This window comes from Neisseria sp. HMSC064D07 (genome assembly GCF_001837185.1).
In the GTDB taxonomy this organism is placed as follows: Bacteria; Pseudomonadota; Gammaproteobacteria; order Burkholderiales; family Neisseriaceae; genus Neisseria; species Neisseria flavescens_C.
On record NZ_KV831654.1, the window covers coordinates 67,468 to 93,517 of the forward strand.

Below are 26,050 nucleotides of genomic sequence, written 5' to 3' on the forward strand. Positions count from 1 at the left end.
AAAACGCTATCAAGCGGCCTATATCCTTGATTCTTTGAATGCGCTTACGCCCGATAATACTTATTTGACTGCGTTGGAAGCAGAAAGCCCGACCAGCTATAAAATCAGCGGTCATGCCATCAGCGACAATAAAATCGCCGTTATGATGCGCTCCCTGCCAAGTACAGGTATTTTCTTGCAGCCTGAATTGTTGAGCATTAAAAAAGTAGATAACTACCAAGAATTTACTTTGAAATCTTCAATCAACCAAGTGAATACGCCGGCTCCTGCACCGACTGCCCAAAGCAGCGGTGAAATGGCCGAATCTGTGGCAGAACCTGCTCCGGAGGCTCAATAATGGCATCTAAAAACTTAAAACAATTGGACGTACAAAACCTGTACCTGCTCAATATGCCTTCAAAACTTTTGCTGGCAGGTTTATTGATTGTTGGTATGTTGGCTTTGGGCTATGTCGGCGTATTTAAAGATCAGATTGAAACCTTGAATACGCAGGAAGCCAAAGAAGAAGAGCTGAAGGAAACCTTTACGCGTAAAAGCATTCAGGCGGCGAGCTTGAACAATTTGAAGGCTGAGTTGGCTTCTATTCGCTCTGCATTTGATGTTTTGTTGAAACAACTGCCGACCGATGCGGAAATTCCGAACCTGATTCAAGAATTGCATCAGGCAGGCTCAACCAACGGACTGCGTTTGGACAGCGTCGCACCGCTCCAACCTGAAAACGATGGCCCGATTCAAAAACTGCCGTATCAGATTTCCATTACAGGCAAATATTCACAGATCAGCCAATTTACCCGTGACGTAGGCGATTTATCGCGCATTATTACGCTGGATTCTTTGAAGCTCGTAAACGCAGGCGAGGATAAAGAAGGCAAAGGCAATAAAGGCGAGTTGACACTGAGCGCGATTGCGACGACTTACAAAGCCCGTCCGGCCGAAGAGATTGCTGCCGAATTGGCTGCGCAACAGGCACAAGAAGAAGGCAAACCTGCCGAGAATGAGCAAAAATAAAAGAATAGGGAAATCATGAAAAAAATCATCTTACTCTTAAGTCTTCTTCCCTTGGCAGCCTGTACGCAAAGCTATGAAGATTTGACTCAATGGATGACACAAACCCGTCAGGAAGCAAAATCCAAGATTATTCCGTTTGAAGAGCCGACGGTTACATTGCCTAAGCCGTATAGCCCGCCGAACTTTAAAGGCATGAATGCGTTTGATTCACGCCGTTTGGACACTGCCCCTAAAGGCGGCAATGCGCCGGATGTAAACCGTCCGAAAGAAACATTGGAAGCCTTCAGTTTGGAAAATATGGCCTTTGTCGGAACGCTGCAAAGCGGCGGCAAAGTTTCCGGATTTATCAAGGTCAACGACCATGTTTATACCGTTTATCCCGGAAACTACATCGGTCAGAATTACGGCAGAATCCAAAGTATTACCGAAGACAAAATTATCTTGACCGAGCAAGTTGAAGACAGCTACGGCAACTGGGTGTACCGGAAGGCCGAATTGCCATTGAGCAGTAAAGAGGCGGATTCTTCCAATAGCTCCGATAGTTCGAATTCAAATTAATTTAGGGGTCTCACTCGATTATGAAAACCAAGCACATGACAAAATTATTTGCCGGCTTCAGCGTTGCCCTCGCTGTTCAGACGGCCTTTGCAGGCAATATTACCGATATCAACGTTTCCACTTTGCCTGACAACCAAAAAATTATCAAAATCCGTTTCGACAAAGACGTCACTACACCTCATGGTTTTGTAACATCTACTCCGGCGCGTATCGCATTGGATTTTGCCAACACCAATATCCGTTTGCCTCAGCCTGTTTTGGAATATGCCGACCCATTGCTGAATCAAATTACTGCGGCACAAAACAATGACCGCGCACGCGTGGTTTTGGGTTTGAACAAAATCAGCCAATACAATACTGAGATTCGCGGCAACGAAGTTTGGGTGTTTGTAAACGAATCTACTGACCAAACCAATGCAGCCGTTGCAAATGAACGTGCGGCTACGCCGTCTACCGCGCGCGCTGCTCAGACTTATCAAGCCGTTTCAGCAGCCAATATTGATTTCCGCAAAGGCGCACGCAATTCCGGCATTATTGAATTGTCCGCCCCAGGTTTCAGCGGACAGCCGGACATTAAACAGCAGCGCGACCGCGTGGTTGTTACCTTGAAAAACCATACGCTGCCGACACAAGCGCAACGCAGTTTGGATGTGGCTGACTTCAATACGCCTGTACAAAACGTTACGCTCAAACGTATCGGCAATTCTACCCAGCTCATTATCCGCAACAGTAATGCGAATTGGGACATTAATACCAAAGCCTCTTCCGGCCGTTTTGTATTTGAAGTATCGCCTAAAGCCGCCAATACCGAATCCGGCGGCTTGAACCAAAATGCAAACAAATCGTTTAAAGGCCGTAAAATTTCCTTGGACTTCCAAGATGTAGAAGTCCGTACCATTTTGCAGATTTTGGCGAAAGAGTCCGGCGTGAATATTGTTGCCAGCGATACCGTCAAAGGCACCATGACCCTGTCCTTGAAAGATGTGCCTTGGGATCAGGCTTTAGACTTGGTCATGCAGGCGCGCAATTTGGATATGCGCCGTCAAGGCAACATCATCAATATCGCACCTCGCGATGAATTGTTGGCAAAAGACAAAGCCTTCTTGCAGGCGGAAAAAGAGATTGCCGAATTGGGCCCGCTGTATTCTCAAACCTTCCAGTTGAAATACAAAAACGTGGAAGAATTCCGCAAAATTCTGCGTTTGGAAGAATACGACAGCAATAATTCCAATACCCGCAACACTCTGTTGAGCAACCGAGGCAGCGCCTTAATCGATCCGGCCACCAATACGCTGATCGTGACCGACAACCGCGGCGTGATTGAGAAATTCCGCAAACTGATTGATGAATTGGACGTTCCAACCCGTCAAGTGATGGTGGAAGCGCGCATTGTGGAAGCAGAAGATACCTTCTTCCGCAACTTGGGCGTTAAATTCGGTTCCGGTGGTGCAAGTGGCCGTAACGCATGGGGTAGCAACTGGAGCAATGCACAAACCAACTACAATACCAATGCCTCATTTAACCGTGGCGACGTAGGCTACCGCACATGGACTTTGGATCCGAACGTCAGTCTGCCGACCGCAGCCGCAGTCAACAGCATTGCGCTGGTGCGTGCGTTCTCATCCGGTGCATTGGGTTTGGAAATCAGCGCGTCTGAAGAACAAGGTAAGAGCAAAACCATTTCCAATCCGCGCGTGCTGACACAAGACCGCAAAGAAGCCAAAATTGAATCCGGTACGGAAATTCCTTATCAAGAGGCTTCTTCCAGTGGTGCGACTTCGATTACCTTCAAGAAAGCCGTTTTGGGCTTGACCGTAACGCCGAATATTACGCCTGACGGTCAAATCATCATGACTGTGAAGATTAATCGCGATACCCCGATCGACTGTACCGTGGATTCTCTGACAACCAAGTGTATCAACACCAAACACTTGAATACCCAAGCCATGGTTGAAGATGGCGGTACGCTGATTGTCGGCGGTATTTATGAGGAAGAAAGCACCAATGCAGTGAACAAAGTCCCTGTTTTGGGCGATATTCCTGTTGTCGGCAATCTGTTCAAATCACGCGGCAAACGTGAAAACCGCCGTGAGCTGTTGATCTTCATCACGCCGCGCATTATGGATAATGTGGGTAACAATCTGCGTTATTGATTTTAGAATGACAAACAGGCATATCTGCAAAGGTATGCCTGTTTTCGTTTTCAGACGGCCTGAGATGAAAAGGCCGTCTGAAAAACGACGAACTTTTCCACGAAACCACCATATCGTATAAAATGACCCACATGGAAAAAATCAACGGCAATTTAATCTTAATCGGGCTGATGGGCGCGGGCAAAACCACTTTGGGCAAGCAGCTTGCCCAAATGTTTGAATGCCCGTTTTACGACAGCGACTACGAAATCTGCGCTTCTTCGGGCGTATCCATTCCGACCATTTTTGAGATGGAAGGGGAGGAAGGCTTCCGCAACCGTGAAACCAATATGCTGAAGAAGCTCGCTTCCCGGCGCAACATCGTTTTATCGACCGGTGGCGGCTCCGTATTACGCAGTGAAAACAGACAGATTTTGTGCCAAAACGGCACGGTTGTTTATTTGCATGCCAGCCCCGAAACCTTGCTGGAGCGTACCCGTTACGACAGCAACCGGCCGCTGTTGCAAGTTGCCAATCCTTTGGGCAAACTGCAAGAGCTGTATGACCAACGCGATATGCTGTACCGTCAAACCGCCCATCTCGTCATCGAATCCGACAGCTGTCACAAAACGCTCAAACGCCTGATACAGGCTTTAGGCGAATAAATACGCTTTGCAAAGGAATACTATGCGCACACTGACTGTCCAAACCCCGTCCCATCAATACCCCATCTTTATCGGGCATAAGCTGATTGAGCAGGCCGATATGCTGCTTCAGCCCTATCTAGGTAAAAAAGCAGCCATTATTACCAACGAAACCGTTGCGCCGCTTTATCTCAAACAGCTTCAGACGGCCTTAGACAGACTGGGCGTGCCGCATTTCAGCATTATCCTTCCCGACGGCGAAGAATATAAAAACTGGCAGACGCTCAACCTGATTTACGATGGCCTGATGCAAAACCGTGCCGAACGCAAAACCACTTTAATCGCTTTGGGCGGCGGCGTGATAGGCGATATGGTCGGTTTTGCCGCGGCGACTTATCAGCGTGGCGCACCTTTTATCCAAGTACCGACCACATTGCTCAGCCAGGTCGATTCCTCGGTCGGCGGTAAAACCGCCATCAACCATCCGCTCGGTAAAAACATGATTGGCGCGTTTTACCAGCCGCAAGCCGTTTTGGCCGATTTGACCGCCTTGCAAACGCTGCCGCAACGCGAACTTTCCGCAGGCATGGCCGAAGTCATCAAATACGGCGCATTGGGCGATGCCGAATTTTTTGCCTGGTTGGAAGAAAATATGGCCGACCTGATGGCGCAACATCAAGAAAAAATGGCGGAAGCCGTTTACCATTGCTGCAAAATGAAGGCCGATATTGTTGCCCAAGACGAAACCGAGCAGGGCATCCGCGCATGGCTTAATCTCGGCCACACTTTCGGCCATGCCATCGAAGCCGAAATGGGCTACGGCGTATGGCTGCACGGAGAAGCCGTTGCCGCCGGTTGCGTCCTCGCTTCCCGTTTGTCGCAAATCTTGGGCAAAACCCGACAGGCCGACACCGACCGCATTGCCGCTTTAATGGAAGCCGCTTCCCTCCCGTCTGCGCCGCCCGTTTTCTCCTTTGAAAAATGGATTGAACACATGAGCCACGACAAAAAAGTCAGCAGCGGCATCATGCGTTTTGTCGGTTTGGAATACTTGGGCAAAGCCAATATTACCGAAATTACCGATATGGAAATCCTCCGCCAAACCTTGCAACCGTATTTGTGAGGAATGAAGTAGGTTTGCTTCAAAATATAAAAAGGCCGTCTGAAAGTCATTTTCAGACGGCCTTTGGTTTTAAAACGTTTTCATTTATCGGATTAAAGCTAGATAAACCAATTTGGGCGGGTCAATTATTTAAAGCATCTTTTTATCCAACTCGGCAATAATCAACAAGCCGCTGTCAAAGCGTCGGCTGTCGGCCAGTTTCAGACGGCCTTGATGGCGTTTGACAATGGTGTCTGCGATGGACAGGCCAAGTCCGGTGCCTTGTTGTTCGGTGCCGAGAATACGGTAGAAAGGGTCGATAACGCGTTGGCGTTCGCTTGGGGGAATGCCGGGGCCGTTGTCTTCCACCCAGATGTTGAGGTATTCGGCGGTTTCGTCAAAGCCCAAATCGATGCGGCCGCCTTTGGGAGTATAGCGGATGGCGTTGTCGGTAAAGGTTTTGATGAGGGTGTAGATTTCGGTGTCATCGGCGTGGATTTGGCAGTCGTTTTCGACGGCGACGCCGATGTCTTGACCTTTGGCCAGCGCCAGCGGCATGAGTTCCTGCAAGACGCGGCGGAACTGGTTTTGCAGGCTGATCAGGGTTTTGGGGCGTTGGGTTTCGGGCGCTTGGGCGCGTGCGAGGGAGAGGAGTTGCTCGAGCAGGTGGCGGTTGCGCTGTATGCTTTGTTGCAACAGGGCGGACTGCTCGCGCGCTTCGGCGGACAGCTGCATATTGTTGAGCCTCTCTGCCTGAAGGGAAAGGGCGGTCATGGGGCTGCGCAATTCGTGTGCGGCATCGGCGATAAAGCGTTGCTGTTGGCGGACGTTTTCATCGGTACGTTGCAACAGGTTGTTGATGGCGACGACAAAGCCTTGGATTTCGCTGGGAATGTCTTGCGTGTCCATAGGCGAGAGGTCGTTGATTTGGCGCAGCTCCAAATCGTTGGACAGGGTTTTGACGGAACGCATGGTGCGGTGGGTAATCCAGACGGTGAGCAGGATAATCAGGGGCAGGGCGAGGAGCATGGGGAGGATGCTCTGCACGGCAGCCATTTCGGCCAGCTCTTCGCGGTAGTCGCTTTCCTGCATGACGGCAATGCGGCCTTGTTTGGTGGTGCGGGTATAAACGCGGTAGTAATCGTCGTCGTCATCAGACTGAATGGTGTGCAGGCCGTCTGAAATCTTCTCAGGCAGGCTGACAATGGGGTTGGGCGTATTGGGAAATTGAACGGAAATCTTGTTGTCGTTGTCGAGTGAGTGATTCTCGTCATCGGCATCGCTCGGGTCGAGATAGTTCGCGACTTGGCGCAACAGATCGTCTTGAACCTCTTGGGTCTCGTGATAAGTATCGTAATATGAAAATATGCCTGCAAGAATGGAGAGGGGTAGGAGCATACAGATCAGGGCGAAGCTGATCCGGACTTGCAGGGATTGTTTGATGGTGTGGATAAGGCGTTGCATGGTTTGTATGTTGATATTGTTGTGGTTTTTCAGACGGCCTGGTTGTTTTGTGCAACCAGCCAGCCGACCCCGCGGACGTTTTGAATCGCTTCTTTGCCGAGTTTTTTGCGTAAGGCGTGAATAAGGAAGTCAACGGCGTTGCTTTCGACTTCTTCGCCCCAGCCGTAAATTTTGTCTTCCAAATCGCTGCGCGACAGAATCATGCCCGGACGCAGCAGTAGGGCTTGGAGGACGGCAAATTCTTTGTTGCTGAGCATGATGGCCTGTTCCTGCCCGACCACTTCCGCCTGATGGGTGGAGGGGTTGAGTGTGATAATGCCGTTGCTCAGCAGCGTTTGCGCCTGTCCGCCGTGTCGGCGCAATACGGCGCGCATACGGGCTTGCAGTTCCGCCATGTCGAAGGGTTTGACGATGTAGTCGTCTGCGCCGCCGTCTAGGCCGTTGAGGCGGCTGTGCAAATCGTCGCGCGCGGTCACGATTAAGACGGGAACGGTACAGCCGCCGTTGCGGATCTGCGCCAATACGTCCAAACCGTCTTTGCCGGGCAAACCCAAATCCAAGAGCAGCAAATCGTATGCCTGCGCCGCCACTGCTGCGGCAACTTCCGAACCGCGGCTGACCCAATCGACAGCGTAGCCGGTGTCTTTCAGGTTGGCACTGACGGCTTGGGCAATCATGGCATCGTCTTCAACCAATAATACGCGCATGGAAGTTCTCCGGAGGATGGGTGGATAGTGATTATAACCGCACTCAATTAGTAAAAATTTAGGAAGGGTTGAAAAACTGATTTCCTGCAAAAGATGAGGCCGTCTGAAATTTCGGTTTTCAGACGGCCTGTATGCTTCAATACCGATTATTTAGGGTTTTTCTCAATCAAGGTAACCAATTGGTCGATATAGCCTTGAACAAAGCCGCGCGCGGATTCGATGAGCTGGCCGTTGTCGTCAAACAGGGTAGGCGAGTTGCCGAGGAACACTTCCGGCTGGCCGGTCAATGGCATATCGAAATACGAAAGGGCAAGGCGCAGATTTTTTTGCGCGCTATAACCGCCCATTTTGCCGACAGAATGACTGATGATGCCGGCAGGTGTTTTTTTCCAGGCAACATCGGCATTGGGTTTGGAGCCGATGTCGATGGCGTTTTTCAGGCAGGCTGGTACGGTACGGTTGTTTTCGGAAGTCACGAACAATACGCCGGCAGAGGCTTTGATGGTTTCGCGGAATTCTGTATAGCTGGACGGAGTGGGGAAGTCGGTAACGGCAGGATCGTCGTAGTCGAAGTTGTATAAAGGCAAATGGCCGATTTCGACGATTTGCGCTTCGTAGCCTTCGGGGAACATGGAAATGACGTTTTGTGCGATTTTTCGTGCGAACGAGCCTTTACGCAGGCTGCCGACCAAGATGCTGACTTTCTTTGACATGTTTTTCTCCTGTTTAATAATAAAAATGAAAACAATTCTAAATTTTAGTGTTATCTGGGGAAGCGGTCAAGGTTTCAGACGGCCTGTCAAAACGGTTTATGCTAAAATAACGGTTTCGCTGATATTTCAAATTATTATGCACGCTTCTGATTCGCAAAAGGACGCAACGGTACACGAATACTTCGCCGACAACCCCGACTTTCCTGCTAAAACTATTGTCGCCACCTTATTCATCGGCGCATTTTTCGGCTATCTCAACGACACGCTGCTGAATGTCGCGCTCACGCCGATTATGAAGGATTTCGGTGTCGATAAGACCACGGTTCAATGGCTGACGACGGGTTTTCTGCTGGTCATGGGGGCATTTACGCCGATTACGGCAGGCGTGATTCAATGGTTTGAAACGCGCAAAATGGGGCTGTTTACGCAGGCAACGTTTTTAGCAGGCTCGTTGATTTGCGCGTTTGCACCGACGTTTGGCGTATTGGTGGTCGGGCGTATGGTGCAGGCAGTGTCTGCCGCGTTTTTTGTCCCGCTTCTGTTTAACGGAGTGTTGTCGATTTTTCCGCCCAACAAGCGCGGAACGGCGATGGGTGTGATTACCATGATGTTTACCGCCGCGCCTGCAATGGGGCCGACGCTGTCGGGCATCATCATCGACCATACGCATTGGCGCGTGCTGTTCGGCTTTACCGCGCCGTTTATGTTGGCGGCGATGGTATTGGTGGGTAAATATTTGACGGTCAATTTGAGCAACATCAGCCGTCCGAAGATTGATGTGTTGTCGGCCGTTTTGTCGGTCGTGGGTTTCGGCGGGCTGGTGTATGCGAGCAGTAATTTTGCCCATCTGCCGCTGGTGGAATTCATCCTGCTCTTTGCCGCTTCCGTTGCGCTGGTGGGGTGGTTTGCGCACCGTCAGTTCCGTTTGGCGACGCCTTTGCTGAACCTTCGCGCATTTGAATACAAGCAGTTCAGATATTGCGTTGTGATTTTAGCCGGCGCGGTATTCCTGTTTTTGGGATTGGAACTGATGGTGCCGATGTACACGCAGCAAGTGTTGATGCTGACCGGTACGGCAACCGGCCTGATCCTGATGCCCGCCAGTATTGCCCAAGCGGTTGCCGCACCTTTGTTCGGCAAATTGTTGGACAAAAAGGGCGGACGCTTTGTCGTCTTGCCGGCCACGGTGATGCTGGTGGTGTCGTTGGCGGTATTGTGGCTGTTTTTACGGATTGACACGCAAGTGATGATGCTGACGGCGATGTTTACGCTGTTGGCGCTTTCCGTGTCTGCTTGTGTAACCGGCGAAACCCATGGTCTGAACGCGTTGCCGAAAACGCTCAATCCGCACGGCGCGGCGATTCTGACCACCATCAACCCGATTGCCGGTGCCATCGGCGCGGCGTTTTTTGTCGGTGCGACCAATATCGGCGAGAAACTTTCCAGCGCAGATATGCCACAACAGGCAATGCTGGACGGTATCCATTTGGCGATGGGTTGCGCTTTGGTTGTCGGCGTTGGGGTCGTCATGTTTGCTTTGCGTTTGAAAGCGCATCAGAAATAAATAAAAGGCCGTCTGAAACGTTCAGACGGCCTAAGTACCTCGTAAGAATTTATAAGATTTTTGTAACACAATGAAGTTGAAAAGTATTCTATCAATCGGCCTGATGATGGCGGTTTGTCCGTCATGGGCTTTGGATTTCGGGCGTATTCCTGAAAATGAGATTTCTGTTTATGTGCAGGAATTGGACAGCGGCAAAGTGATTGTCGAACACCGTGCCGATGAATTGCGCAATCCTGCTTCGACGATGAAGCTGGTAACGGCGTTTACCGCGTTTCGTATGTTAGGCGGCGATTATCGTTGGAAAACCGAGTTTAAAACCAACGGCTCGATCAACGGCGATACGTTGAAAGGCAATGTGTATTGGGTGGGGAGCGGCGATCCTGTGTTTGACCAGCATGATCTGGTGCAAATGCAGCAACAGATGCGCGATAAGGGCATACGCCATATTGACGGACATCTGATACTCGACCGCAGCCTGTGGGGCGATGTGAAGAATCCGGATGATTTTGCTTCCGATTTTGCCGAAAGCTTTATGACGCCGCCCGATCCCAATATGTTGGCGTATAAAACTGTTGAGCTTCGTGCTGAAAAAGAAGAAGACGGAAGCTTGGTCATCCGTACCAATCCGCCGCTGCCGAATCTGAACATTCAAAACAAATTGACGCTTGAGAATAAAGAAGGGAAGTGCAGTGTTTTAAAAAACTACATGAAGACTTTCTATAAAAACAATACGCTGACCGTATCGGGCAAGCTGTCGGAAAGCTGCTTGGGCAAAGAACTGTATCTGAATATGTACAGCATGAAAGAATTTGTCGGCAAAAGTTTTGTCAACCAATGGCGCCAACAAGACGGCACGATTTCAGACGGCCTGACGACAGGTGCTGCGCCTCATGACGCGCATGTGTTGGTGAGTCATCAATCCAAACCGCTTGCCGATATCCTCACCGATATGAACAAGCATTCCAATAATCTGATTGCCCGTTCGGTTTTCCTTAAATTTGCCGGAAACATGTCTGATTACAAACTGGCGCAGACTAAGGCTGCTTCTATCGTAAAAAGCGAGCTGGCGGTTGCCGGTATCAATACGGAAGGGCTGGTGTTGGAAAACGGTTCAGGCCTGTCCCGCGTAGAACGGCTCAATGCGCGAATGATGGCGCAAATGTTGGAAAAAGCCTACTTCAGCCCGTTTAAAAACGAGTTTATCAGTACGCTGCCGATTGCCGGTAAAGACGGCACGCTTAAAACACGCTTGAAACAGCCCGGTGAAAACCTGCGCCTCAAAACCGGTACACTCAAAGATGTCCGCGCACTGGCTGGGTATTGGTTGGGCGAAAAGCCGTTGTTGGTTGTCGTCATTATCAACAGCCAAAAGTCAACCGATTATTTACGCGACTTGGATAAGCTGGTGTCTAAAATTGTTCAGCCCGGTGGCGAACATTGGATTGATGCTAAGGCTTCCTGCATGATTAGGTATCAGGCTTGATAAGCTAAAAAAGGCCGTCTGAAAATGCATTGACGTTTTCAGACGGCCTTTGTGTAAGAAGGGGAGGCAAGTATTTATGTCTATTTTGAATAGATGATATAGGGATTTAATGGATAAGCGTTTGGTGTGAATCCGCTTGAGATAGATGGTCTTTCAGGGTTTAAACCGTATGTCTGCTTTATTGTGTTGTCCTGTTTATACTATCTAAAAAGCTCGATTTTTTATAAAAAGGCATAGGGTACAGACGAAAAAAATACCGGTAAAAACCGGTATTTTTTACTTTTAACTTGATGGCGCGGCGGACGGGGCTCGAACCCGCGACCCCCGGCGTGACAGGCCGGTACTCTAACCAACTGAGCTACCACCGCGCATCCATTGTCAGGGACAATGAAAAGGAAAGTGGTGGGTGATGACGGAGTCGAACCGCCGACATTCTGCTTGTAAGGCAGACGCTCTACCAACTGAGCTAATCACCCATGCGCAAAATTGCGAAGACGCTATTAAACCAAAAAATTCTGATGCGCGCAAGATTTATTTGCCGATAATTAGATATCTCCCTGCAAGCACCAGTTTTCAAAGGAAATAATTTCTTCCTGTTTGCCTGCGACAACCAAAATATCACCGTTTTCCAAAACAAAATCAGGGTCAAGGTCTTGGATTTTTCCGGTATTGCGGCGGATAAACAATAGTTTCAGATAATGCGCTGCCAATGGCAATTCACGGATGGTTTTGCCGATGGCGTGTGCTTCGCCTTGCAATGGGAAGGCATGGCGGCAGACGGCCTTACTGTCTTCGTCGGAGAAGCTGTCATCATCACTGCCGACAAATAAGTCTTGCAAAGATGCATAGCGGCTGTGACGGATGTGGGTTATGGTTTGATAAACATGGTTGTAGGAGAGGCCGTGGCCTAACATGGCATAGCTTGCCAGAACCAGGCTGGTTTCTTTGGTATCGGAGACGGTTTCTTCAGCACCCATTTCGGTAAAGGTTTTAACGTAATCGTCATTGGTGGCGCGAACATAAACCGGCATGCTCGGATGCATGGACATGATGTTGCCGAGAACATGTTGGGTTTCATGCATATTGTTCAGCGTGATGACCACCATTTTGGCGCGTCCCAAGCCGGCGGCTTCCAAGACTTCACGGCGTTTGGCATCGCCAAAGGAAACCGGTTCGCCTGCGTTACGTGCCACTTGTACGCGGGCAATGTCCAAGTCAAGGGCAAAGTAGGGGATGCTTTCTTGCGCCAATACACGGGCAACCGATTGGCCACCGCGTCCGAAACCGATAATCAGGACGTGTTCGGATTTGCTCATGGTTTCCACCAGCATGGAGTGCAAGTCCAAGGCTTTCATGTCCCAGTCGGATTTGACGAAGCGGCTGACGATAGCATCGCTGCTGCCCAAGATAAATGGAGCGGCAATCATGGAAAGCAAGACGGCAGCAGTGGCTGCTTGTTCCAATTCGGGCGAAACCATATTGATTTTGCTGGAAATAGCCAGCATTACGAAGCCGAACTCGCCGCCTTGTGCCAAATAAAGCGCACTTTTGAGGCTGTCGCTCGTAGGGTTTTTCATGCGCAAAGCGATGATGAAGACGACCAGTGCTTTCAAGACCAACAGGATTGCCAACAAAATCAGGATTTGCTGCCAGTTGCCGATCAGCGCCTGAATATCCAGCTTCATGCCGACGGTAATAAAGAAGAAGCCCAGCAGGATATCGCGGAATGGACGGATGTCGTCTTCCACCTGAATGCGGTATTCGGTTTCGGAAAGCAACATACCAGCGACGAATGCGCCCAATGCCATAGACAGGCCTTCAAGCTCTGTCAGATAGGCCACGCCCAAAGTAACCAGCAAAACGTTGATCATGAAGAGTTCGGACGATTTGCGTTTGGCAACCAGTCTGAACCAGCGCGACATCACTCGGCTGCCGACAACAAACAAAATGCCTAAGGTCAGCAACATTTTCAAACCGGCCAAGCCCAACTCTACCCACAAGTTGCCTTCGCTGCCGCCAGCAAGTGCCGGAATCAGAATCATCAGCGGTACAACGGCAATATCTTGCATCAGCAAAACACCCATGGCCATTTGACCATGCGGCTGACCCAGCTCGGTTTTCTCCGACAGAATGCGGCTGACGATGGCAGTGGACGACATGGTCAGTGCGCCCGCAGTGGCAAACGCCCAGTTAAACGGCGTGCCCATTGCCATCAAAATGCCCATAATTGAGAGCATGGTAATGATGACTTGCAAACCGCCCAATCCGAATACGAGGCGGCGCATGGCTTTGAGCTTGGGCAGGGAGAATTCGAGACCGATGCTGAACATCAAGAACACAATGCCGATTTCGCCCAAATAGTCGGTGGCGTGGCTTTGCGGAATCAGTTTGAACATACCCGGACCGGCAATAAAGCCGACTAAAAGATAACCGAGCATGGAAGGAATGTTGAATTTGCGACAGTAGATAACCGTAATGACGGAAACCAACAGGACAATGACAATAGGACCGAGGGAGAATTCGTGCATAGAGTGGGCGGCCTTTCGTTAAAAGTAGCTATTGTTATATAGGCCGTCTGAAACACGTCGAAAACCGACAGCAAACCCAAATAAAAACGCACAGAATGAACTTCATTTCTGCGATTTGATTTCCCGTATCATGCTTATTTGGACTTACTGTTTCGAGCGTTATCTAACGGATTATTAAGATTATATCAAGATAGAATGTAAAGTAGTGTTTTGATTGACAAAAAGGGCCATCTGAAATATTCAGACGGCCTTTAAATAAACAAACGGTTTAAGGCATTAACATGCCGCCGTTGACATGAAGTGTCTGACCGGTAATGTATTTTGCCTGATCCGAAGCCAAGAATAAGACTGCATCGGCAATATCTTGTGCTTCACCGAATTTGCCCAAAGAAGTTTGCGCTTCAAAGGTTTTGCGGGTTTCTTCCGGCAGGGCGCGGGTCATATCAGTGTCGATAAAGCCGGGGGCAACGCAGTTGACGGTAATGCCGCGGCTGCCGACTTCACGTGCCATAGATTTGGAGAAGCCGATTAAGCCTGCTTTTGCGGCCGTATAGTTGGTTTGACCGGCATTGCCCATCACGCCGACAACAGATGTGATGTTGATGATGCGGCCGGTACGCTGTTTCATCATGCCGCGCAATACGGCTTTGGAGGCGCGGAACACAGATTTGAGGTTAACCTGCATGATGTCGTCCCACTCTTCCTCTTTCATGCGCATCAGGAGGTTGTCGCGGGTAATGCCGGCGTTGTTGACCAGAATATCCAGTTTGCCGAATTCTTTTTCGATGTCGGCAATTAGATTTTCGATGGTTTCAGGTTCGGCAGAATTCAATGCACGGCCTTCGCCGCCCCATTGTGCCAAGCGTTCGCCGATTGCAGCGGCGCCGCTCTCACTGGTGGCTGTACCGATAACTTTTGCACCGGCTGCAGCCAAAGTATCGGCAATCGCCGCACCAATACCGCGCGATGCGCCGGTTACCAAAGCGATTTTGCCGCTCAAATCTTGTGTACTCATGTTTTATTCCTTAATTGCGATTGGAAAAATGGTTTCAGACGGCCTTATACCACGAATAGGTTTTTTAATCTAACTTTTGTCTGCACATGCTATGAATCAGCTTCGGGCAAGTCGATTGCTATCTGCGGCGGAATATTCAGAACATGGTTGATCAAGTTGCCGAAACTGTATTTTGCAAGCAAGATTTATCTCAAGACTAATTAAAAATTTAGAGTTAATGCAGGCAGCATTCGTTTACTTATCAATAAATACATGATTATCTACAACGGATGCTGTACCATACGGAATAATTTCAAAAAAAAATAAGGAAAACACATGGCCATTTTGGTTACCGGCGGTATGGGCTTTATCGGCTCGCATACCGCTATTTCGCTGATTGAAGCGGGCTACGATGTCGTAATTCTCGACAATCTGTGCAATTCCAGTATCAACATTCTGCCACGTCTAAAAAAAATCACTGGCAAGGATATTCCTTTTTATCAAGGAGATATCCGAGATCGTGCTATGCTGCAAAAGATTTTTTCCGAACATAAAATCCAAACTGTGATGCACTTTGCCGGTTTGAAAGCGGTAGGCGAAAGCAATACACTACCTATGAAATATTACGATTACAACGTGTCGGGTAGCTTGATTTTGGCAGAAGAAATGGCTAAGGCAGGAGTATTTAGTATTGTATTTAGCTCATCTGCCACAGTATATGGTGACCCTGCTCGCACGCCGATTACCGAAGATATGCCAGTAGGAGGTACAACCAATCCTTACGGCACATCAAAATATATGGTCGAACGTATTTTGACTGATATTCAAAAAGCCGACCCACGCTGGAGCGTGATTCTGCTACGCTATTTCAATCCTGTAGGCGCACACAAAAGTGGTTTAATCGGAGAATACCCAAATGGTATTCCAAATAACCTCTTACCGTATATCTGCCAAGTCGCTTTGGGTAAACTGACAGAGTTGTCAGTATTCGGAAACGACTACCCTACCCCTGATGGCACAGGTGTGCGCGATTATATCCATGTTGTTGATCTAGCTGATGGCCATTTGAAAGCTATGCAAAGCCATTCAACCAAGTCCGGCGTACATATATTCAATTTAGGTACAGGTAACGGCTATTCCGTACTAGATATGATTAAAGCCTTTGAAGCTGCTTCAGGCCTGAAAATTCCTTATCGAATTAAAGACCGTCGCCCTGGTGATATTGCTGTTTGTTACGCCGCCCCTGCCTACACCAAAGCGCAAACCGGTTGGGAAACCAAGCGTGATTTGGCGCAGATGATGGAAGACTCATGGCGTTGGGTCAGCAACAATCCAAATGGCTACGACGATTAAGTGGAACTATATATACAAATGGAGATCTTTGTAAAAATCTTGCCTATTCATAGAAAATGTTATTTGAGTTGTCAAGTAACATTTTATCCTTCTTAAGACGTTATTTTATCATATTTCTCTTTATTTTCTTCCTTTTAGGGGTATATTCCCCACCTTATATAGTTAGGATGATGGTAGTGATTAAATTTTTCTAGCTATTCAGGATGAACTCTATTTTAAAATATAAATTTTTAAAATTTCAATGTCTCTTATTCCTTGTTTTTTAACTTGTTGTACCTTTTCTTATTAAAATATTTGTAAAAAATAAGTTTTAAGTAGTTTTTGAATTTTTTAATAAATTTAAGTTGTTCATCATATTGTTTGATAGCTGGGGATACTAATGATTGAAAGTATATGTCATTTTTTTTGTAAAAATCATAGTGTTTATTATAAATTCTTAGCATATTATCAGATAATTTATTACTATTGGATAAATTGCTGACAGATGAATTGTCTGAACGTTGGCGATAATAAAATAATGATTTATGTATTTGTTTAATCTTGCCGCCATTTTTTATTATGGAAATAAATAATTCCCAATCTTCGAGTTGAGTCATGTTTATATCGAAACCACCTGCTGCATCATAATGAGACTTTCTAATGAGAGCAGTAACGTAGATGCAATTTTGTAATAAGAACCTTCTTAATTCAAATTTAGGTAGATTCCACGGTTTGTTTTTAGAGTCAAAAAGAATAGCATCGGTATATACAATAGATAGTTCTTTATCTTTTTCAGCTGCTTCTATACAAACTTTTAGATAGTCTATTCCTAAAATATCATCTGAGTCTAAACATACAAGATAATCACCTTGAGCATGTTGAATGGCATTTACGCGTGCTTTGACGTAATAAGTATTTTTTTGAGGAATGACTTTTAAGCGAGGCTCTTTTGTGGCACATTCATATAGAATATTTAGTGTATCATCAGTGGATCCATCATCTATGGCAATAATCTCAAAATTTTTATAGGATTGTTGATAAACACTAAATAAAGTTTCTTTAATATAAGCGGCTGAATTATAACATGGAATAATAATAGATACTAAGGGGTGGGAGGTATTCATTTTCTTTTCACTGTTAAATTAATTTAAAATTTTCTCGATATTTAAGATTATAGTAAATTTTGGTGATTTTAGTCTAAGATTATTTGTTTTTTAAACATGTTGTTTCTCCAGAGTGGTTGAGTCCGCTTGGGGCAGGGTAATGGGGATGTTGGGATCGATGTTAAAGGCACAGCTGATCCAGTTGCTAAAACTGTATTTGTGTTTCAGGCAGGGGGTAAGCGGTACATACGGCAAGGTCAGGAAGGCTTTGAGTCGTCAAGGTTGCTTCCATTCCAGTAGAACATATTGTTCGGGTGATAAAAATCGTAATGTACGATGGTCGAATTGGTCGTAATCAGTTTTTTGTCCAAACCAATCGCTTCGAAAATCCGCAAAGAGAGGCCGTAGTGCTTTCGGTTGAGGAAATCTACTAATACGGAGGATTTGGCTGCTTCTTCTAAGTTTTGACGATGGGAGAGGGCGTTTTCAAATGAGAAGAACTCGACTTCTGGAATGCCTAAAGCCGCTTTTTCTTCTTCAATTTTCTTACTGGCCAAGCGGAAATCTATTTCTAAACCGATTGAACGGGCAGCTTTACAAAATGCACGGATATCATTGTTGCGGTCGGCAGCGTACGAGCCGATAAACAAGATTTTGTTTTGCGGGTTTTCAGACGGCCTGAAGCTATCAAAGTAGAGGCTGGTGGTTGGAAAGAGTTTTTCGGTGTATTCAGGTTGTTTGCCTTGGTCAAACGGATCGAAAAAGTAAAATTTGTCGAAAAATTCGATGTTGTCGAAGTCTTCTTTTAAGAAGGTCAGGGCTTCCCAGTTGTAGTACACCATTAATTTGGAATGCGCTCTGAGCTTGGCGATGAAGTCTTTCGGGTAGGCGCCCAGCCAAATCATGAAGCAATAATCCGCTTGTTCGGAATGTTCGCTTAACAGGGTATTGAGGCGTTCTTCTACGGCGCGGAACATGGTCCGTTTTTTGAAGTCTTGTTGTCCAAGAATATTTCGATACCAGATTTTTTTTCAGCCGTTGAAATACATTTTTGTATTTGAACTCTTTTTCTTCATAGGTCAGAGACAGCACTTCAAATCCGCATTTTTCCAAGTTCTCAATAATGAGTTCGTGGATTTTGAAGAGTTCCGGCATGGCGAGAATGACTTTTTTCTTACTCATAATGTATTCAATATAATATTTTGTCAGGCAGGAGTATTTGCCATAGGCAATAGGGTTAATCAATGCCGAGCAGGCGGTTTAGCCATTGTGTAAATGAATAATAGGCTTTGATTTCAGGGGCAGGGTGCTGATACGGGCGCGCCAAAAATTCAGACAATGCGTCTAAATTACCGCCGTCCCATACGAACACGCGGTTTGGGTGGTATAGGTCGGTCTCCAAGATATGTTTGTTGGTGGTAATCAGTTTTTTATCGAAACACAACGCATCAAAGATACGGAATGATAAGCCATAATGTTCGAACTGTGCAAAATCGACGACCGCGCCGCAACTTTGCACTTGGCTGAGGTTTTCTTCAAAGCTGAGGATGCTGCTGCGGTCGAGATAGTGGATGCCGTTGTGTCCAAAAGCTTTTTCAGCCCTGTCATCTTTGCAGTAGATATGAAAATCCAAGGGTAGGTTGAGGCGTTCGGTTTCTTTGATAAAGCGTTTGGTTTGTTCTTCGCGTCTAAGTTCGTAGCCACCTAAAAAGTAGAGTTTGTTGGTGGGGGCATATTCCGCCACGGGAAAGTCAAAGTAAAAATTAGTGGTGGCTTTGAAATGGCATTGTGGATATTTTTGAATATCGTCGGGGTCGAAAACCCAGCATTGGTCAAAATAATCCAAATATTCAATAATATCTGGGAAACGACCTACGCCATCCCATTGATAATTCACACAAACATTGCTGTGTTCGCGGATGGTGGCGATGATTTCTTTGGGGTAAATATTGGCGCGGATACAGAGCGCATAATCGGCTTTTTTGCCGTTTAGCAAGGCCAATTTTTGCTGAATATCGTCGACGTGGCGGCTGTATTTAAGGTATTTTTTATAGTTGCCGTCTTTGGTGATGTGTTTGTGGTAGAGGTTTTTGAGTCTGCTGCCCAAGTTCGGGTAATAGGAATCTCGGTCGTCATAGCACAGATTAATGACATCAAAACCAAGAAAACGCAGATTTTTTTCGATACATTGATCCAGTCCGTACATGTAGGGAACGGCAAGAATAATGGTTTTTTTCATAATGTGTTCGGATTGGAGTGGGCTGATTTTTCAGACGGCCTTGCCTGACAGGATAAGGCCGTCTGAAAACGTTTTAGTGGGCTTCGATAAATGCAGCCACTTGATCGGCATTGGTCAATGCGCTGCACGCGGCTTCTTTGTTGATGCGTTTGGCGAGTCCTGCGAGGACTTTGCCGGGGCCGCATTCGGCGGATTCGGTGATGCCTTCGGAAACAAGCGCGTTGACGGTTTCTGTCCAGCGCACCGGGCTGTACAGCTGGCGTACCAAGGCATCTTTGATTTTGTCGGCATCATCGTAAGAGGCAACATCGGCGTTATGAATAACGCGGATTTGCGGTTGTTTGATGGTGATGTCTTTCAATGCTTCGGCAAGTTTTTTCGCCGCAGGCTTCATGAGGCTGCAATGTGAGGGAACGGAAACGGGCAGCGGCAGGGCGCGTTTGGCTCCGGCTTCTTTGGCGGCGGCCATGGCGCGTTCGACTGCGGCGGTATTGCCGGCAATCACAACTTGGCCTGGGGAGTTGAAGTTGACGGCTTCAACGACTTCGCCTTGTGCAGCTTCGGCACAAATGGTTTTCACTTGTTCGTCTTCCAACCCCAAAATAGCGGCCATTGCGCCTACGCCTTGCGGTACGGCAGATTGCATGAGTTCGGCGCGCAGGCGGACGAGTTTGACTGCGTCTGCGAAATCCAATGCGCCGGCAGCGACGAGGGCGGTGTATTCGCCGAGACTGTGGCCTGCAACGACGGAAGGGATTTTACCGCCGGCTTCTAAGTAGGCGCGGTAGGTGGCAATGCCGGCAGCCAGCATGATGGGCTGGGTGTTGACGGTTTGTCCGATTAATTCGGCATCTTCGCCGTTAATCATTGCCCACAGGTCTTGACCCAATACGGCGGAAGCTTCGTCAAATGTGGCTTTAACGATGGCTTGCTCGGTAAAGCCGTTCATCATGCCTAGGCTTTGTGAGCCTTGTCCGGGGAAGAAGAATGCGAAAGACATGGTAATTCCTTATTGGTTTGAATGTTTGAGGGTGTCCGCCAGCAGAAGGAGGGTGGCGACAGTATTGGTTGCGGCGGTCAGTCGGAAGGTGCGGACAAAACTGGGTTTGCTGGTTTTATGCCTGAATGCGACGCTGCCGCAATAACCGCCCGGCCAGCCGCCAAGCAGGTTGAGCAGGTGCAATTTTGCTTCGGGTATGCGTCTGCCGTGGTTGCGTGCGCGCTGTTTGTCTAGGTAGTAAAGCAGGAAAATGTATGTACTCAGTGCGAGATAGGCGATTGCCAGTTTGGGCAATATTACAGCCGTTATGCTTAAAAACAGGCAGTTGATGCAGAGTGCAAACGTTAGGGATTTCATGGGTTTGAGCAGAATAGGCCGTCTGAAAGGGATGTTCAGACGGCCCAGCCGTTAGTATTTCACCAAAACCGCACCCCAGGCAAAACCGCCGCCGATGCCTTCGAGCAAAAGGTTTTGTCCGCGTTTGATTTGGCCGTTTTTAATACCGACATCCAGTGCCAGCGGAATGGAGGCAGCGGACGTGTTGCCGTGGTCTTGGACGGTTAAGATCACTTTGTCCATGCTCAAGCCTAAGTGTTTGGCGGTAGAGTCGATAATGCGCTTATTGGCTTGGTGCGGCACAAGCCAATCGATTTGATTGGTGGTATAACCGGCTTCTTTGATAACGTCATCTGCGATTTTGGACAGCATTTTGACGGCAAACTTGAATACGCCGGGGCCGTCCATGCTGATGTAGGGCGAACCGCAAATCTGGCCGTTGGCAATTTGTCCCGGGACGTTCAAAAGGTTGAGGTAGTTGCCGTCGGCTTTGAGTTTGCTGTGGATGATGCCTGGTTCGTCAGATGCGCTTAAGACAACCGCGCCCGCACCGTCACCAAAGAGGACGCAGGTGGTGCGGTCGTTCCAATCGACGATGCGGCTGAAGGTTTCCGCGCCGATGACCAAAGCGTTTTTTGCCATGCCGCTTTTAATGTAGGCATTGGCAGTGGTCATGGCATACATAAAACCGGCGCACACGGCTTGGACGTCAAAGGCGGGGCAGCCGTTGGCAATGCCCAATTTTTGCTGCACGATGGTTGCCGTAGAAGGGAACTGCATATCGGGAGTGGCTGTGGCGACGATAATCAGGTCGATATCGTCAGCCTGCAAGCCGGCATCTGCCAAGGCGCGGCGCGCTGACTCGGCGGCCAAGTCGCTGGTTTTTTCGCTGTCGTCTGCAATATGGCGAAATTTGATACCTGTACGCGTGGTAATCCACTCGTCGGAAGTGTCCACTTTTTTGGCAAGGTCGTCATTGCTGACGCGGTTGGCAGGAAGGTAGCTGCCTGTACCGGAAATTTTGGCATATTGCATGAGAACGGCCTTTTTAGAGAGTTGATTCAGATAATCGGGTATTGTAAGCGAAAATGGGGAAATTCCCAATATTAAGAATGAAGTCGGTGATTAAAGATAAAAACAGGCCAAAAACAGGCCGTCTGAACATTGTGAAGTTTCAGACGGCCTGTGTATATCAGCCTTAAGCTTCCGTTGCTGGAGCAGCGGTTTCTTCCAGTTCGGCTGCTGCTTTGGCGGCTTCCAAAGCGGCTAACTGGGTGGCTACGCCTTGTTCGATTTGAGCGAGGCCGGCGGATTTGGCTTCGTGGTAGGCTTCTTCCAAGGCATAACGGAAGCCGACTTCGTCGGTTCCGCCGTGGCTCTTAATCACGATGCCGCGTAAGCCAAGTAGGATGGCGCCGTTAAATTTACGCGGATCCAGTTTGCCTTTCAAACCTTTGAGCGCGGGCAGGGCGGCAATGGCGGCAAGTTTGTTGAACAGGGTACTTTGGAATTCACGGCGGATGGCGCCGCTCATGAATTTAACCGCGCCTTCGATGGTTTTGAGCATAACGTTGCCGACAAACCCGTCAGCGACAACGACATCGGCTTCGCCATACAAAACGCTGTTGCTTTCGATATTGCCGATAAAGTTGAGTTTGCTGCTGCTCAACAGTTTAAAGGTTTGTTTGACGGCATCCGTACCTTTGATGTCTTCTGTACCGACGTTCAAAAGGGCGACGCGCGGGCTGCCTTTTTCAGGGTGCAGCGCGTGTACCAGCTCGCTGCCGATGATGGCAAATTGAACCAGTTGTTCGGGCGTACAGTCGACGTTGGCACCCAAATCCAAAGCCAAAGTAACGTGTTCGCTGTCGGAAGGCAGGAATTTGGCGATGGCAGGGCGCTCAATGCCGGGAATGGTTTTGAGGACGAATCTGGCGGTCGCCATCAGTGCGCCGGTATTGCCTGCCGATACGGCGGCTTGCGCGTTGCCTTCTTTGACTTGGTTGATGGCGATGCGCATGGATGATTCTTTTTTGTTTTTCAGCGCAGATTGCGGCGCTTCATCCATTTCGACGACTTGCGCTGCATGGCAGACGGTAATGCGGTCCATAGGCGCGCCTGCCGAGCTTAATGCTTGGCGGACTGCTGCTTCATCTCCGACCATAATCAGGTGTACGTCGGATTGCTGTTTCAGGAAATCCACTGCACCGGGGACGGTAATCGCAAGGCCTGCATCTCCGCCCATGGCATCTACGGCCAGTGTAATCATGTTGTTCTCCGGTTTGTGTGTTTCAGACGGCCTCAGAAAATCGGACAAGCACACTCATCTGATTCTCAGGAGATTGAATGGAAAATCAGATGAAAAGGCTTGTTGCGACGGTTGTGCCAGATTATTGGTTTTGCGCGGCCAATTTGTTGTGTTCGTCAATGTCTAGCGCGTCCCAAGGATAGTTGATCCACCAGTCTTCAACGGTAATGCCGCTGAAATAAGGGACACCTTCAGGAATTTTACCGACTTTGGCTTTGATTTTTTCATGCAATACTGCTACGCCGACGGTGCCGAAATCTTCTTTCAACAATTCGTTCAGGCAGAATTCCATGGTAACGCGGCTGTCGTCCACTTCGTCAACAACCAGTACGTTTTTGCCTTTCAGTACATCGGGAACGGGATCAAGCCATTGGACTTTTTTCACTTCCTCGGTCACCTGACCTTCGTGATCGTTGTCGTAGTAGGCTGTGGTGACGGCGTAAATCGGGATTTCCAAGAAGCAGCGCAACATGCGGGCAGGGATAAAACCGCCGCCGCCAATGGCAATCATGGCATCGTATTTTGTGCCGGAGTTTTGGATTTTTTCCGCCAATCCTTTGATTACGCGGTGGATGTCGTCGTAGGTGTACCAGATTTTACGTTTCATGGTGTGCTTCCGAAGAGGAAAATACAGGGTGCAATGCAAAAAAGCCAGTCATTGCATGGCAATATTCTGGCTTTTTCAGTCAGACGAACGGATTATTCGCCTTTAGCTTTTACCACTTTACGGCCACGGTACATACCGTTTGGAGAAATGTGGTGTGGACGATGTACTTCGCCGGTTGCGCTGTCAACAGACAGAGAAGGCGCAGTCAGAGCGTCGTGTGAACGGTGCATACCGCGTTTAGAAGGGGATTTTTTGTTTTGTTGAACGGCCATTTCAAGCTCCTAGATAAATAAACTGTGTCCTAATTAACTGCTTTTCAAACCTGCTAAAACAGCGAAGGGGTTTGGTTTGTCCCGATTGACTTCGTCCAGTGTTCCATTGTTGCCGCAGTCTTCGTGTCGAGGGGAGAAAGGGAGCGACATCAGGATTTGGTCTTCAACCAGAGTCCGCACGTCAAGCTCTTTTTCGAGCAGCATGCCTTCCAATTCTTCATCGGCAAGCATGGCTTCGTCCAAACTCTCTTCATCGGCAAACAGGACGATACGGCTGGTTTCATCGAGCAGAAACGGCATGGGCGTAATGCAACGCTGGCAAATCAGGGGCATGTCGGCTTTGACGTTTAAATCGAGAAACAGACGTTGCAACCGGTCGCGACCGCCTTGCAGCGTAAACGACACGCGTGTCTGTTTGTCGGCCGGATAATCGTGCGAACTGACTCGTTCATCCAATTCTTCGAGCAGGAAGCTGCCTTGCAGATTCTGCCCTTCGGCGGCGAAAACTTCTGGGTCAATCAAATTAGGGTATGACATAAACGGAGTATGATATAATTTCGGCAGTCTAACGTCAATGTTTTTAAGTAAAAATATGGAAGTAAAACTGCCTTTGGTTTTAGGGTCGAGTTCGGTTTTCCGCTGCGGACAGCTTCGCCGTTTGGGTATCGATTTTCAGACGGCATCGCCTGATTTTGACGAAACGCCTATTGCGGGCGAGCATGCGGGCGAGACGGCGCTGCGTTTGGCTGAAGGTAAAGCCCGTTCATTGGCGGCAACTTTCCCTGCCGCGCTGATTATCGGTGCAGACCAAGTCGCATGGTGCGAAGGACGTCAATTGGGCAAGCCGATGAACGTCGCAAATGCACAACAGATGCTGGCGGACTTGAGCGGGAAACGGATTGAATTTTACAGCGCAATCGTGCTTTTGAATACTGCTACGGGCAAGGTTCAGCATCATGTCGATCATACGGTGGTTGCCATGCGACAGTTGGCGCAGGCGCAAATCAGCCGATATTTGGAACGCGAGCCGGATGCGGTTTATTGTGCCGGTGCGGCGAAGAGCGAGGGTTTGGGCGCCGCTTTGTTGGAGCGGATTGAAAGTACGGATCCGAATGCTTTAATCGGCCTTCCGATTTTCCGTCTGATTGATTTTTTGAAAAACGAAGGTGTGGAAGTTTTATAGTTTGAGGCCGTCTGAATGTGTTCAGACGGCCTGAGATTTTTTGGAGTTGCAAGAATGAAACCGATTTTGTATTTGATTCCTACCCCTTTGGGTGCGCCTGATACGTCATGCCTGTTGCCGCATGAACAACAGGCGATTGTCGGGCTGACTGATTTTGTCGTGGAAGCGGAAAAAACGGCGCGTGCGCATTTGAAACATTTGGGCGTGACTACGCCTATCCGCGAGCTGAATCTGCAAACGCTAAATGAACACACGGATTTGAAGACTTTGCCGGAACTGCTGAAACCTTTGCAAGAAGGGCGCAGTATGGGCATTGTCAGCGAGGCGGGTTGTCCGGCTGTTGCCGATCCGGGCGCGAATTTGGTGGCTTTGGCGCATAAACACGGTTTTGAAGTACGGCCTTTGGTCGGCCCGTCCAGCTTGTTGCTGGCACTGATGGCTTCGGGTGCGAATGGGCAAAACTTTGCGTTTAAGGGTTATCTGCCGTCTGAAAAAAATGAGCGCATTCAGAGTTTGAAGGCTTTGGAGCAACGTTCGCGCCAGCAGAATGAAACGCAGCTGTTTATCGAAACGCCTTATCGCAACGATGCGTTGTTGGCTGATGCGGTGGAAAACTTGCATCCCGAAACGCGCTTGTGCGTGGCTACGGACTTGACCTTGCCGACACAGGAAATCATCAGCCAGACGATTGCGCAGTGGCGAAAAAGAAAAGAAATGCCGAACTTGAAAAAACGCCCGACGATTTTTGTGTTGCATGCCGCTTAAAACTGGAT

At 48.5% G+C, this 26,050-nt stretch carries 26 protein-coding genes and 2 tRNA genes; 11 read left to right on the plus strand and 17 right to left on the minus strand.

Going from position 1 to position 26,050, the window contains the following annotated elements:
* From HMPREF2608_RS02540 to aroB, 6 genes are all read left to right on the plus strand, one after another.
* Positions 1 to 337: PilN domain-containing protein (locus tag HMPREF2608_RS02540; RefSeq protein ID WP_141761451.1), on the plus strand; the 337-nt coding region annotated here is incomplete at its 5' end.
* Positions 337 to 1,008: a type IV pilus inner membrane component PilO gene (gene pilO / locus HMPREF2608_RS02545; RefSeq protein ID WP_004520855.1), complete on the plus strand. Its 672-nt coding sequence runs from the start codon at positions 337 to 339 to the stop codon at positions 1,006 to 1,008. The genes HMPREF2608_RS02540 and pilO, both read left to right, overlap by 1 nt.
* Positions 1,009 to 1,023: 15 nt before the next feature.
* Positions 1,024 to 1,566, plus strand: a complete 543-nt coding sequence (locus tag HMPREF2608_RS02550) for a pilus assembly protein PilP (protein ID WP_003684527.1) — start codon at positions 1,024 to 1,026, stop codon at positions 1,564 to 1,566.
* A gap of 20 nt (positions 1,567 to 1,586) precedes the next feature.
* A complete protein-coding gene (pilQ, locus tag HMPREF2608_RS02555) occupies positions 1,587 to 3,719 on the plus strand; it encodes a type IV pilus secretin PilQ (RefSeq protein ID WP_049336963.1) in 2,133 nt (710 codons plus the stop codon).
* Positions 3,720 to 3,841: 122 nt separating this feature from the next.
* Positions 3,842 to 4,363 carry a shikimate kinase gene (locus HMPREF2608_RS02560; RefSeq protein ID WP_083296575.1) on the plus strand — a complete coding sequence of 174 codons (522 nt, stop codon included), beginning with the start codon at positions 3,842 to 3,844 and terminating at the stop codon, positions 4,361 to 4,363.
* Between the two features lie 22 nt (positions 4,364 to 4,385).
* The gene (gene aroB / locus HMPREF2608_RS02565) at positions 4,386 to 5,465 is read left to right on the plus strand and encodes a 3-dehydroquinate synthase (protein WP_070503951.1); all 1,080 of its coding nucleotides are present in this window, start codon (positions 4,386 to 4,388) and stop codon (positions 5,463 to 5,465) included.
* 129 nt (positions 5,466 to 5,594) lie between these two features.
* Here the strand turns inward: aroB and HMPREF2608_RS02570 are convergent, their stop codons facing one another.
* The 3 genes from HMPREF2608_RS02570 to HMPREF2608_RS02580 all read right to left on the minus strand — a co-directional run bounded on the left by HMPREF2608_RS02570 (position 5,595) and on the right by HMPREF2608_RS02580 (position 8,328).
* Positions 5,595 to 6,908, minus strand: coding sequence for a sensor histidine kinase (locus HMPREF2608_RS02570; RefSeq protein ID WP_070825874.1), 1,314 nt, complete (start codon positions 6,906 to 6,908; stop codon positions 5,595 to 5,597).
* Between the two features lie 29 nt (positions 6,909 to 6,937).
* Entirely contained in the window at positions 6,938 to 7,615 is a 678-nt protein-coding gene (locus HMPREF2608_RS02575) for a response regulator (RefSeq protein WP_070460434.1), read from the minus strand.
* Positions 7,616 to 7,761: 146 nt separating this feature from the next.
* Positions 7,762 to 8,328 (minus strand): NADPH-dependent FMN reductase, encoded by a 567-nt coding sequence (locus tag HMPREF2608_RS02580; RefSeq protein WP_070825875.1) that lies wholly within the window; start codon positions 8,326 to 8,328, stop codon positions 7,762 to 7,764.
* A 136-nt stretch (positions 8,329 to 8,464) separates the two neighbouring features.
* Here HMPREF2608_RS02580 and HMPREF2608_RS02585 point away from each other — a divergent pair, with 136 nt between their 5' ends.
* Both HMPREF2608_RS02585 and dacB read left to right on the plus strand, forming a co-directional pair.
* The gene (locus HMPREF2608_RS02585; protein WP_070825876.1) at positions 8,465 to 9,892 is read left to right on the plus strand and encodes an MFS transporter; all 1,428 of its coding nucleotides are present in this window, start codon (positions 8,465 to 8,467) and stop codon (positions 9,890 to 9,892) included.
* Between the two features lie 70 nt (positions 9,893 to 9,962).
* Positions 9,963 to 11,375, plus strand: a complete 1,413-nt coding sequence (gene dacB, locus HMPREF2608_RS02590; protein WP_070825877.1) for a D-alanyl-D-alanine carboxypeptidase/D-alanyl-D-alanine endopeptidase — start codon at positions 9,963 to 9,965, stop codon at positions 11,373 to 11,375.
* A 291-nt stretch (positions 11,376 to 11,666) separates the two neighbouring features.
* On the opposite strand, the gene HMPREF2608_RS02595 is transcribed toward dacB, so the two are convergent.
* The 4 genes from HMPREF2608_RS02595 to fabG all read right to left on the minus strand — a co-directional run bounded on the left by HMPREF2608_RS02595 (position 11,667) and on the right by fabG (position 14,918).
* Positions 11,667 to 11,743: transfer RNA gene (locus HMPREF2608_RS02595), tRNA-Asp, on the minus strand.
* Between the two features lie 32 nt (positions 11,744 to 11,775).
* Positions 11,776 to 11,851, minus strand: a tRNA-Val gene (locus tag HMPREF2608_RS02600).
* Positions 11,852 to 11,920: 69 nt separating this feature from the next.
* Positions 11,921 to 13,903 carry a monovalent cation:proton antiporter family protein gene (locus HMPREF2608_RS02605; protein WP_070825878.1) on the minus strand — a complete coding sequence of 661 codons (1,983 nt, stop codon included), beginning with the start codon at positions 13,901 to 13,903 and terminating at the stop codon, positions 11,921 to 11,923.
* Positions 13,904 to 14,171: 268 nt separating this feature from the next.
* The gene (gene fabG / locus HMPREF2608_RS02610; protein WP_070825879.1) at positions 14,172 to 14,918 is read right to left on the minus strand and encodes a 3-oxoacyl-ACP reductase FabG; all 747 of its coding nucleotides are present in this window, start codon (positions 14,916 to 14,918) and stop codon (positions 14,172 to 14,174) included.
* A gap of 315 nt (positions 14,919 to 15,233) precedes the next feature.
* Here fabG and galE point away from each other — a divergent pair, with 315 nt between their 5' ends.
* Positions 15,234 to 16,250, plus strand: a complete 1,017-nt coding sequence (gene galE, locus HMPREF2608_RS02615) for a UDP-glucose 4-epimerase GalE (RefSeq protein WP_070825881.1) — start codon at positions 15,234 to 15,236, stop codon at positions 16,248 to 16,250.
* A gap of 248 nt (positions 16,251 to 16,498) precedes the next feature.
* Here the strand turns inward: galE and HMPREF2608_RS02620 are convergent, their stop codons facing one another.
* The 10 genes from HMPREF2608_RS02620 to HMPREF2608_RS02665 all read right to left on the minus strand — a co-directional run bounded on the left by HMPREF2608_RS02620 (position 16,499) and on the right by HMPREF2608_RS02665 (position 24,631).
* Complete coding sequence (locus HMPREF2608_RS02620; protein ID WP_084824536.1) at positions 16,499 to 17,353, minus strand: glycosyltransferase family 2 protein; 855 nt, start codon at positions 17,351 to 17,353, stop codon at positions 16,499 to 16,501.
* A 236-nt stretch (positions 17,354 to 17,589) separates the two neighbouring features.
* Positions 17,590 to 18,309 (minus strand): WaaS/CpsH family glycosyltransferase, encoded by a 720-nt coding sequence (locus tag HMPREF2608_RS02625; RefSeq protein WP_283122280.1) that lies wholly within the window; start codon positions 18,307 to 18,309, stop codon positions 17,590 to 17,592.
* 260 nt (positions 18,310 to 18,569) lie between these two features.
* A complete protein-coding gene (locus HMPREF2608_RS02630; protein ID WP_070825883.1) occupies positions 18,570 to 19,571 on the minus strand; it encodes a WaaS/CpsH family glycosyltransferase in 1,002 nt (333 codons plus the stop codon).
* Between the two features lie 73 nt (positions 19,572 to 19,644).
* Positions 19,645 to 20,571, minus strand: a complete 927-nt coding sequence (fabD, locus tag HMPREF2608_RS02635; RefSeq protein ID WP_070825884.1) for an ACP S-malonyltransferase — start codon at positions 20,569 to 20,571, stop codon at positions 19,645 to 19,647.
* A 9-nt stretch (positions 20,572 to 20,580) separates the two neighbouring features.
* Positions 20,581 to 20,928 carry a DUF1294 domain-containing protein gene (locus tag HMPREF2608_RS02640; RefSeq protein WP_070825886.1) on the minus strand — a complete coding sequence of 116 codons (348 nt, stop codon included), beginning with the start codon at positions 20,926 to 20,928 and terminating at the stop codon, positions 20,581 to 20,583.
* A 51-nt stretch (positions 20,929 to 20,979) separates the two neighbouring features.
* Positions 20,980 to 21,942, minus strand: a complete 963-nt coding sequence (locus HMPREF2608_RS02645) for a beta-ketoacyl-ACP synthase III (RefSeq protein WP_070825887.1) — start codon at positions 21,940 to 21,942, stop codon at positions 20,980 to 20,982.
* Between the two features lie 163 nt (positions 21,943 to 22,105).
* A complete protein-coding gene (plsX, locus tag HMPREF2608_RS02650) occupies positions 22,106 to 23,176 on the minus strand; it encodes a phosphate acyltransferase PlsX (protein ID WP_070825889.1) in 1,071 nt (356 codons plus the stop codon).
* A 121-nt stretch (positions 23,177 to 23,297) separates the two neighbouring features.
* Positions 23,298 to 23,822, minus strand: a complete 525-nt coding sequence (locus HMPREF2608_RS02655; RefSeq protein ID WP_070825891.1) for a phosphoribosyltransferase — start codon at positions 23,820 to 23,822, stop codon at positions 23,298 to 23,300.
* A 92-nt stretch (positions 23,823 to 23,914) separates the two neighbouring features.
* A complete protein-coding gene (gene rpmF, locus HMPREF2608_RS02660; protein WP_002240035.1) occupies positions 23,915 to 24,094 on the minus strand; it encodes a 50S ribosomal protein L32 in 180 nt (59 codons plus the stop codon).
* Positions 24,095 to 24,127: 33 nt separating this feature from the next.
* Entirely contained in the window at positions 24,128 to 24,631 is a 504-nt protein-coding gene (locus tag HMPREF2608_RS02665) for a YceD family protein (RefSeq protein WP_004520416.1), read from the minus strand.
* A 55-nt stretch (positions 24,632 to 24,686) separates the two neighbouring features.
* Between HMPREF2608_RS02665 and HMPREF2608_RS02670 the strand changes: the two genes are divergently transcribed.
* Together HMPREF2608_RS02670 and HMPREF2608_RS02675 are read left to right on the plus strand one after the other, a co-directional pair.
* The gene (locus HMPREF2608_RS02670) at positions 24,687 to 25,277 is read left to right on the plus strand and encodes a Maf family protein (protein ID WP_070825911.1); all 591 of its coding nucleotides are present in this window, start codon (positions 24,687 to 24,689) and stop codon (positions 25,275 to 25,277) included.
* Between the two features lie 54 nt (positions 25,278 to 25,331).
* On the plus strand, positions 25,332 to 26,042 hold the full coding sequence (locus HMPREF2608_RS02675) for an SAM-dependent methyltransferase (RefSeq protein WP_070825893.1): 711 nt from the start codon (positions 25,332 to 25,334) through the stop codon (positions 26,040 to 26,042).
* Positions 26,043 to 26,050: the final 8 nt, after the last annotated feature.

Bases quoted from the DNA above. Each gene is read 5' to 3' on its own strand.
- fabD (WP_070825884.1), bottom strand. From the start codon at position 20,571: ATGTCTTTCGCATTCTTCTTCCCCGGACAAGGCTCACAAAGCCTAGGC.
- fabG (WP_070825879.1), bottom strand. From the start codon at position 14,918: ATGAGTACACAAGATTTGAGCGGCAAAATCGCTTTGGTAACCGGCGCA.
- HMPREF2608_RS02605 (WP_070825878.1), bottom strand. From the start codon at position 13,903: ATGCACGAATTCTCCCTCGGTCCTATTGTCATTGTCCTGTTGGTTTCC.
- HMPREF2608_RS02580 (WP_070825875.1), bottom strand. From the start codon at position 8,328: ATGTCAAAGAAAGTCAGCATCTTGGTCGGCAGCCTGCGTAAAGGCTCG.
- dacB (WP_070825877.1), top strand. From the start codon at position 9,963: ATGAAGTTGAAAAGTATTCTATCAATCGGCCTGATGATGGCGGTTTGT.
- HMPREF2608_RS02645 (WP_070825887.1), bottom strand. From the start codon at position 21,942: ATGCAATATGCCAAAATTTCCGGTACAGGCAGCTACCTTCCTGCCAAC.
- HMPREF2608_RS02620 (WP_084824536.1), bottom strand. From the start codon at position 17,353: ATGAATACCTCCCACCCCTTAGTATCTATTATTATTCCATGTTATAAT.
- aroB (WP_070503951.1), top strand. From the start codon at position 4,386: ATGCGCACACTGACTGTCCAAACCCCGTCCCATCAATACCCCATCTTT.
- rpmF (WP_002240035.1), bottom strand. From the start codon at position 24,094: ATGGCCGTTCAACAAAACAAAAAATCCCCTTCTAAACGCGGTATGCAC.
- HMPREF2608_RS02625 (WP_283122280.1), bottom strand. From the start codon at position 18,309: ATGTTCCGCGCCGTAGAAGAACGCCTCAATACCCTGTTAAGCGAACAT.
- HMPREF2608_RS02550 (WP_003684527.1), top strand. From the start codon at position 1,024: ATGAAAAAAATCATCTTACTCTTAAGTCTTCTTCCCTTGGCAGCCTGT.
- HMPREF2608_RS02670 (WP_070825911.1), top strand. From the start codon at position 24,687: ATGGAAGTAAAACTGCCTTTGGTTTTAGGGTCGAGTTCGGTTTTCCGC.
- HMPREF2608_RS02675 (WP_070825893.1), top strand. From the start codon at position 25,332: ATGAAACCGATTTTGTATTTGATTCCTACCCCTTTGGGTGCGCCTGAT.
- HMPREF2608_RS02585 (WP_070825876.1), top strand. From the start codon at position 8,465: ATGCACGCTTCTGATTCGCAAAAGGACGCAACGGTACACGAATACTTC.
- HMPREF2608_RS02630 (WP_070825883.1), bottom strand. From the start codon at position 19,571: ATGAAAAAAACCATTATTCTTGCCGTTCCCTACATGTACGGACTGGAT.
- HMPREF2608_RS02655 (WP_070825891.1), bottom strand. From the start codon at position 23,822: ATGAAACGTAAAATCTGGTACACCTACGACGACATCCACCGCGTAATC.
- HMPREF2608_RS02575 (WP_070460434.1), bottom strand. From the start codon at position 7,615: ATGCGCGTATTATTGGTTGAAGACGATGCCATGATTGCCCAAGCCGTC.
- plsX (WP_070825889.1), bottom strand. From the start codon at position 23,176: ATGATTACACTGGCCGTAGATGCCATGGGCGGAGATGCAGGCCTTGCG.
- HMPREF2608_RS02665 (WP_004520416.1), bottom strand. From the start codon at position 24,631: ATGTCATACCCTAATTTGATTGACCCAGAAGTTTTCGCCGCCGAAGGG.
- pilQ (WP_049336963.1), top strand. From the start codon at position 1,587: ATGAAAACCAAGCACATGACAAAATTATTTGCCGGCTTCAGCGTTGCC.
- HMPREF2608_RS02570 (WP_070825874.1), bottom strand. From the start codon at position 6,908: ATGCAACGCCTTATCCACACCATCAAACAATCCCTGCAAGTCCGGATC.
- HMPREF2608_RS02640 (WP_070825886.1), bottom strand. From the start codon at position 20,928: ATGAAATCCCTAACGTTTGCACTCTGCATCAACTGCCTGTTTTTAAGC.
- galE (WP_070825881.1), top strand. From the start codon at position 15,234: ATGGCCATTTTGGTTACCGGCGGTATGGGCTTTATCGGCTCGCATACC.
- pilO (WP_004520855.1), top strand. From the start codon at position 337: ATGGCATCTAAAAACTTAAAACAATTGGACGTACAAAACCTGTACCTG.
- HMPREF2608_RS02560 (WP_083296575.1), top strand. From the start codon at position 3,842: ATGACCCACATGGAAAAAATCAACGGCAATTTAATCTTAATCGGGCTG.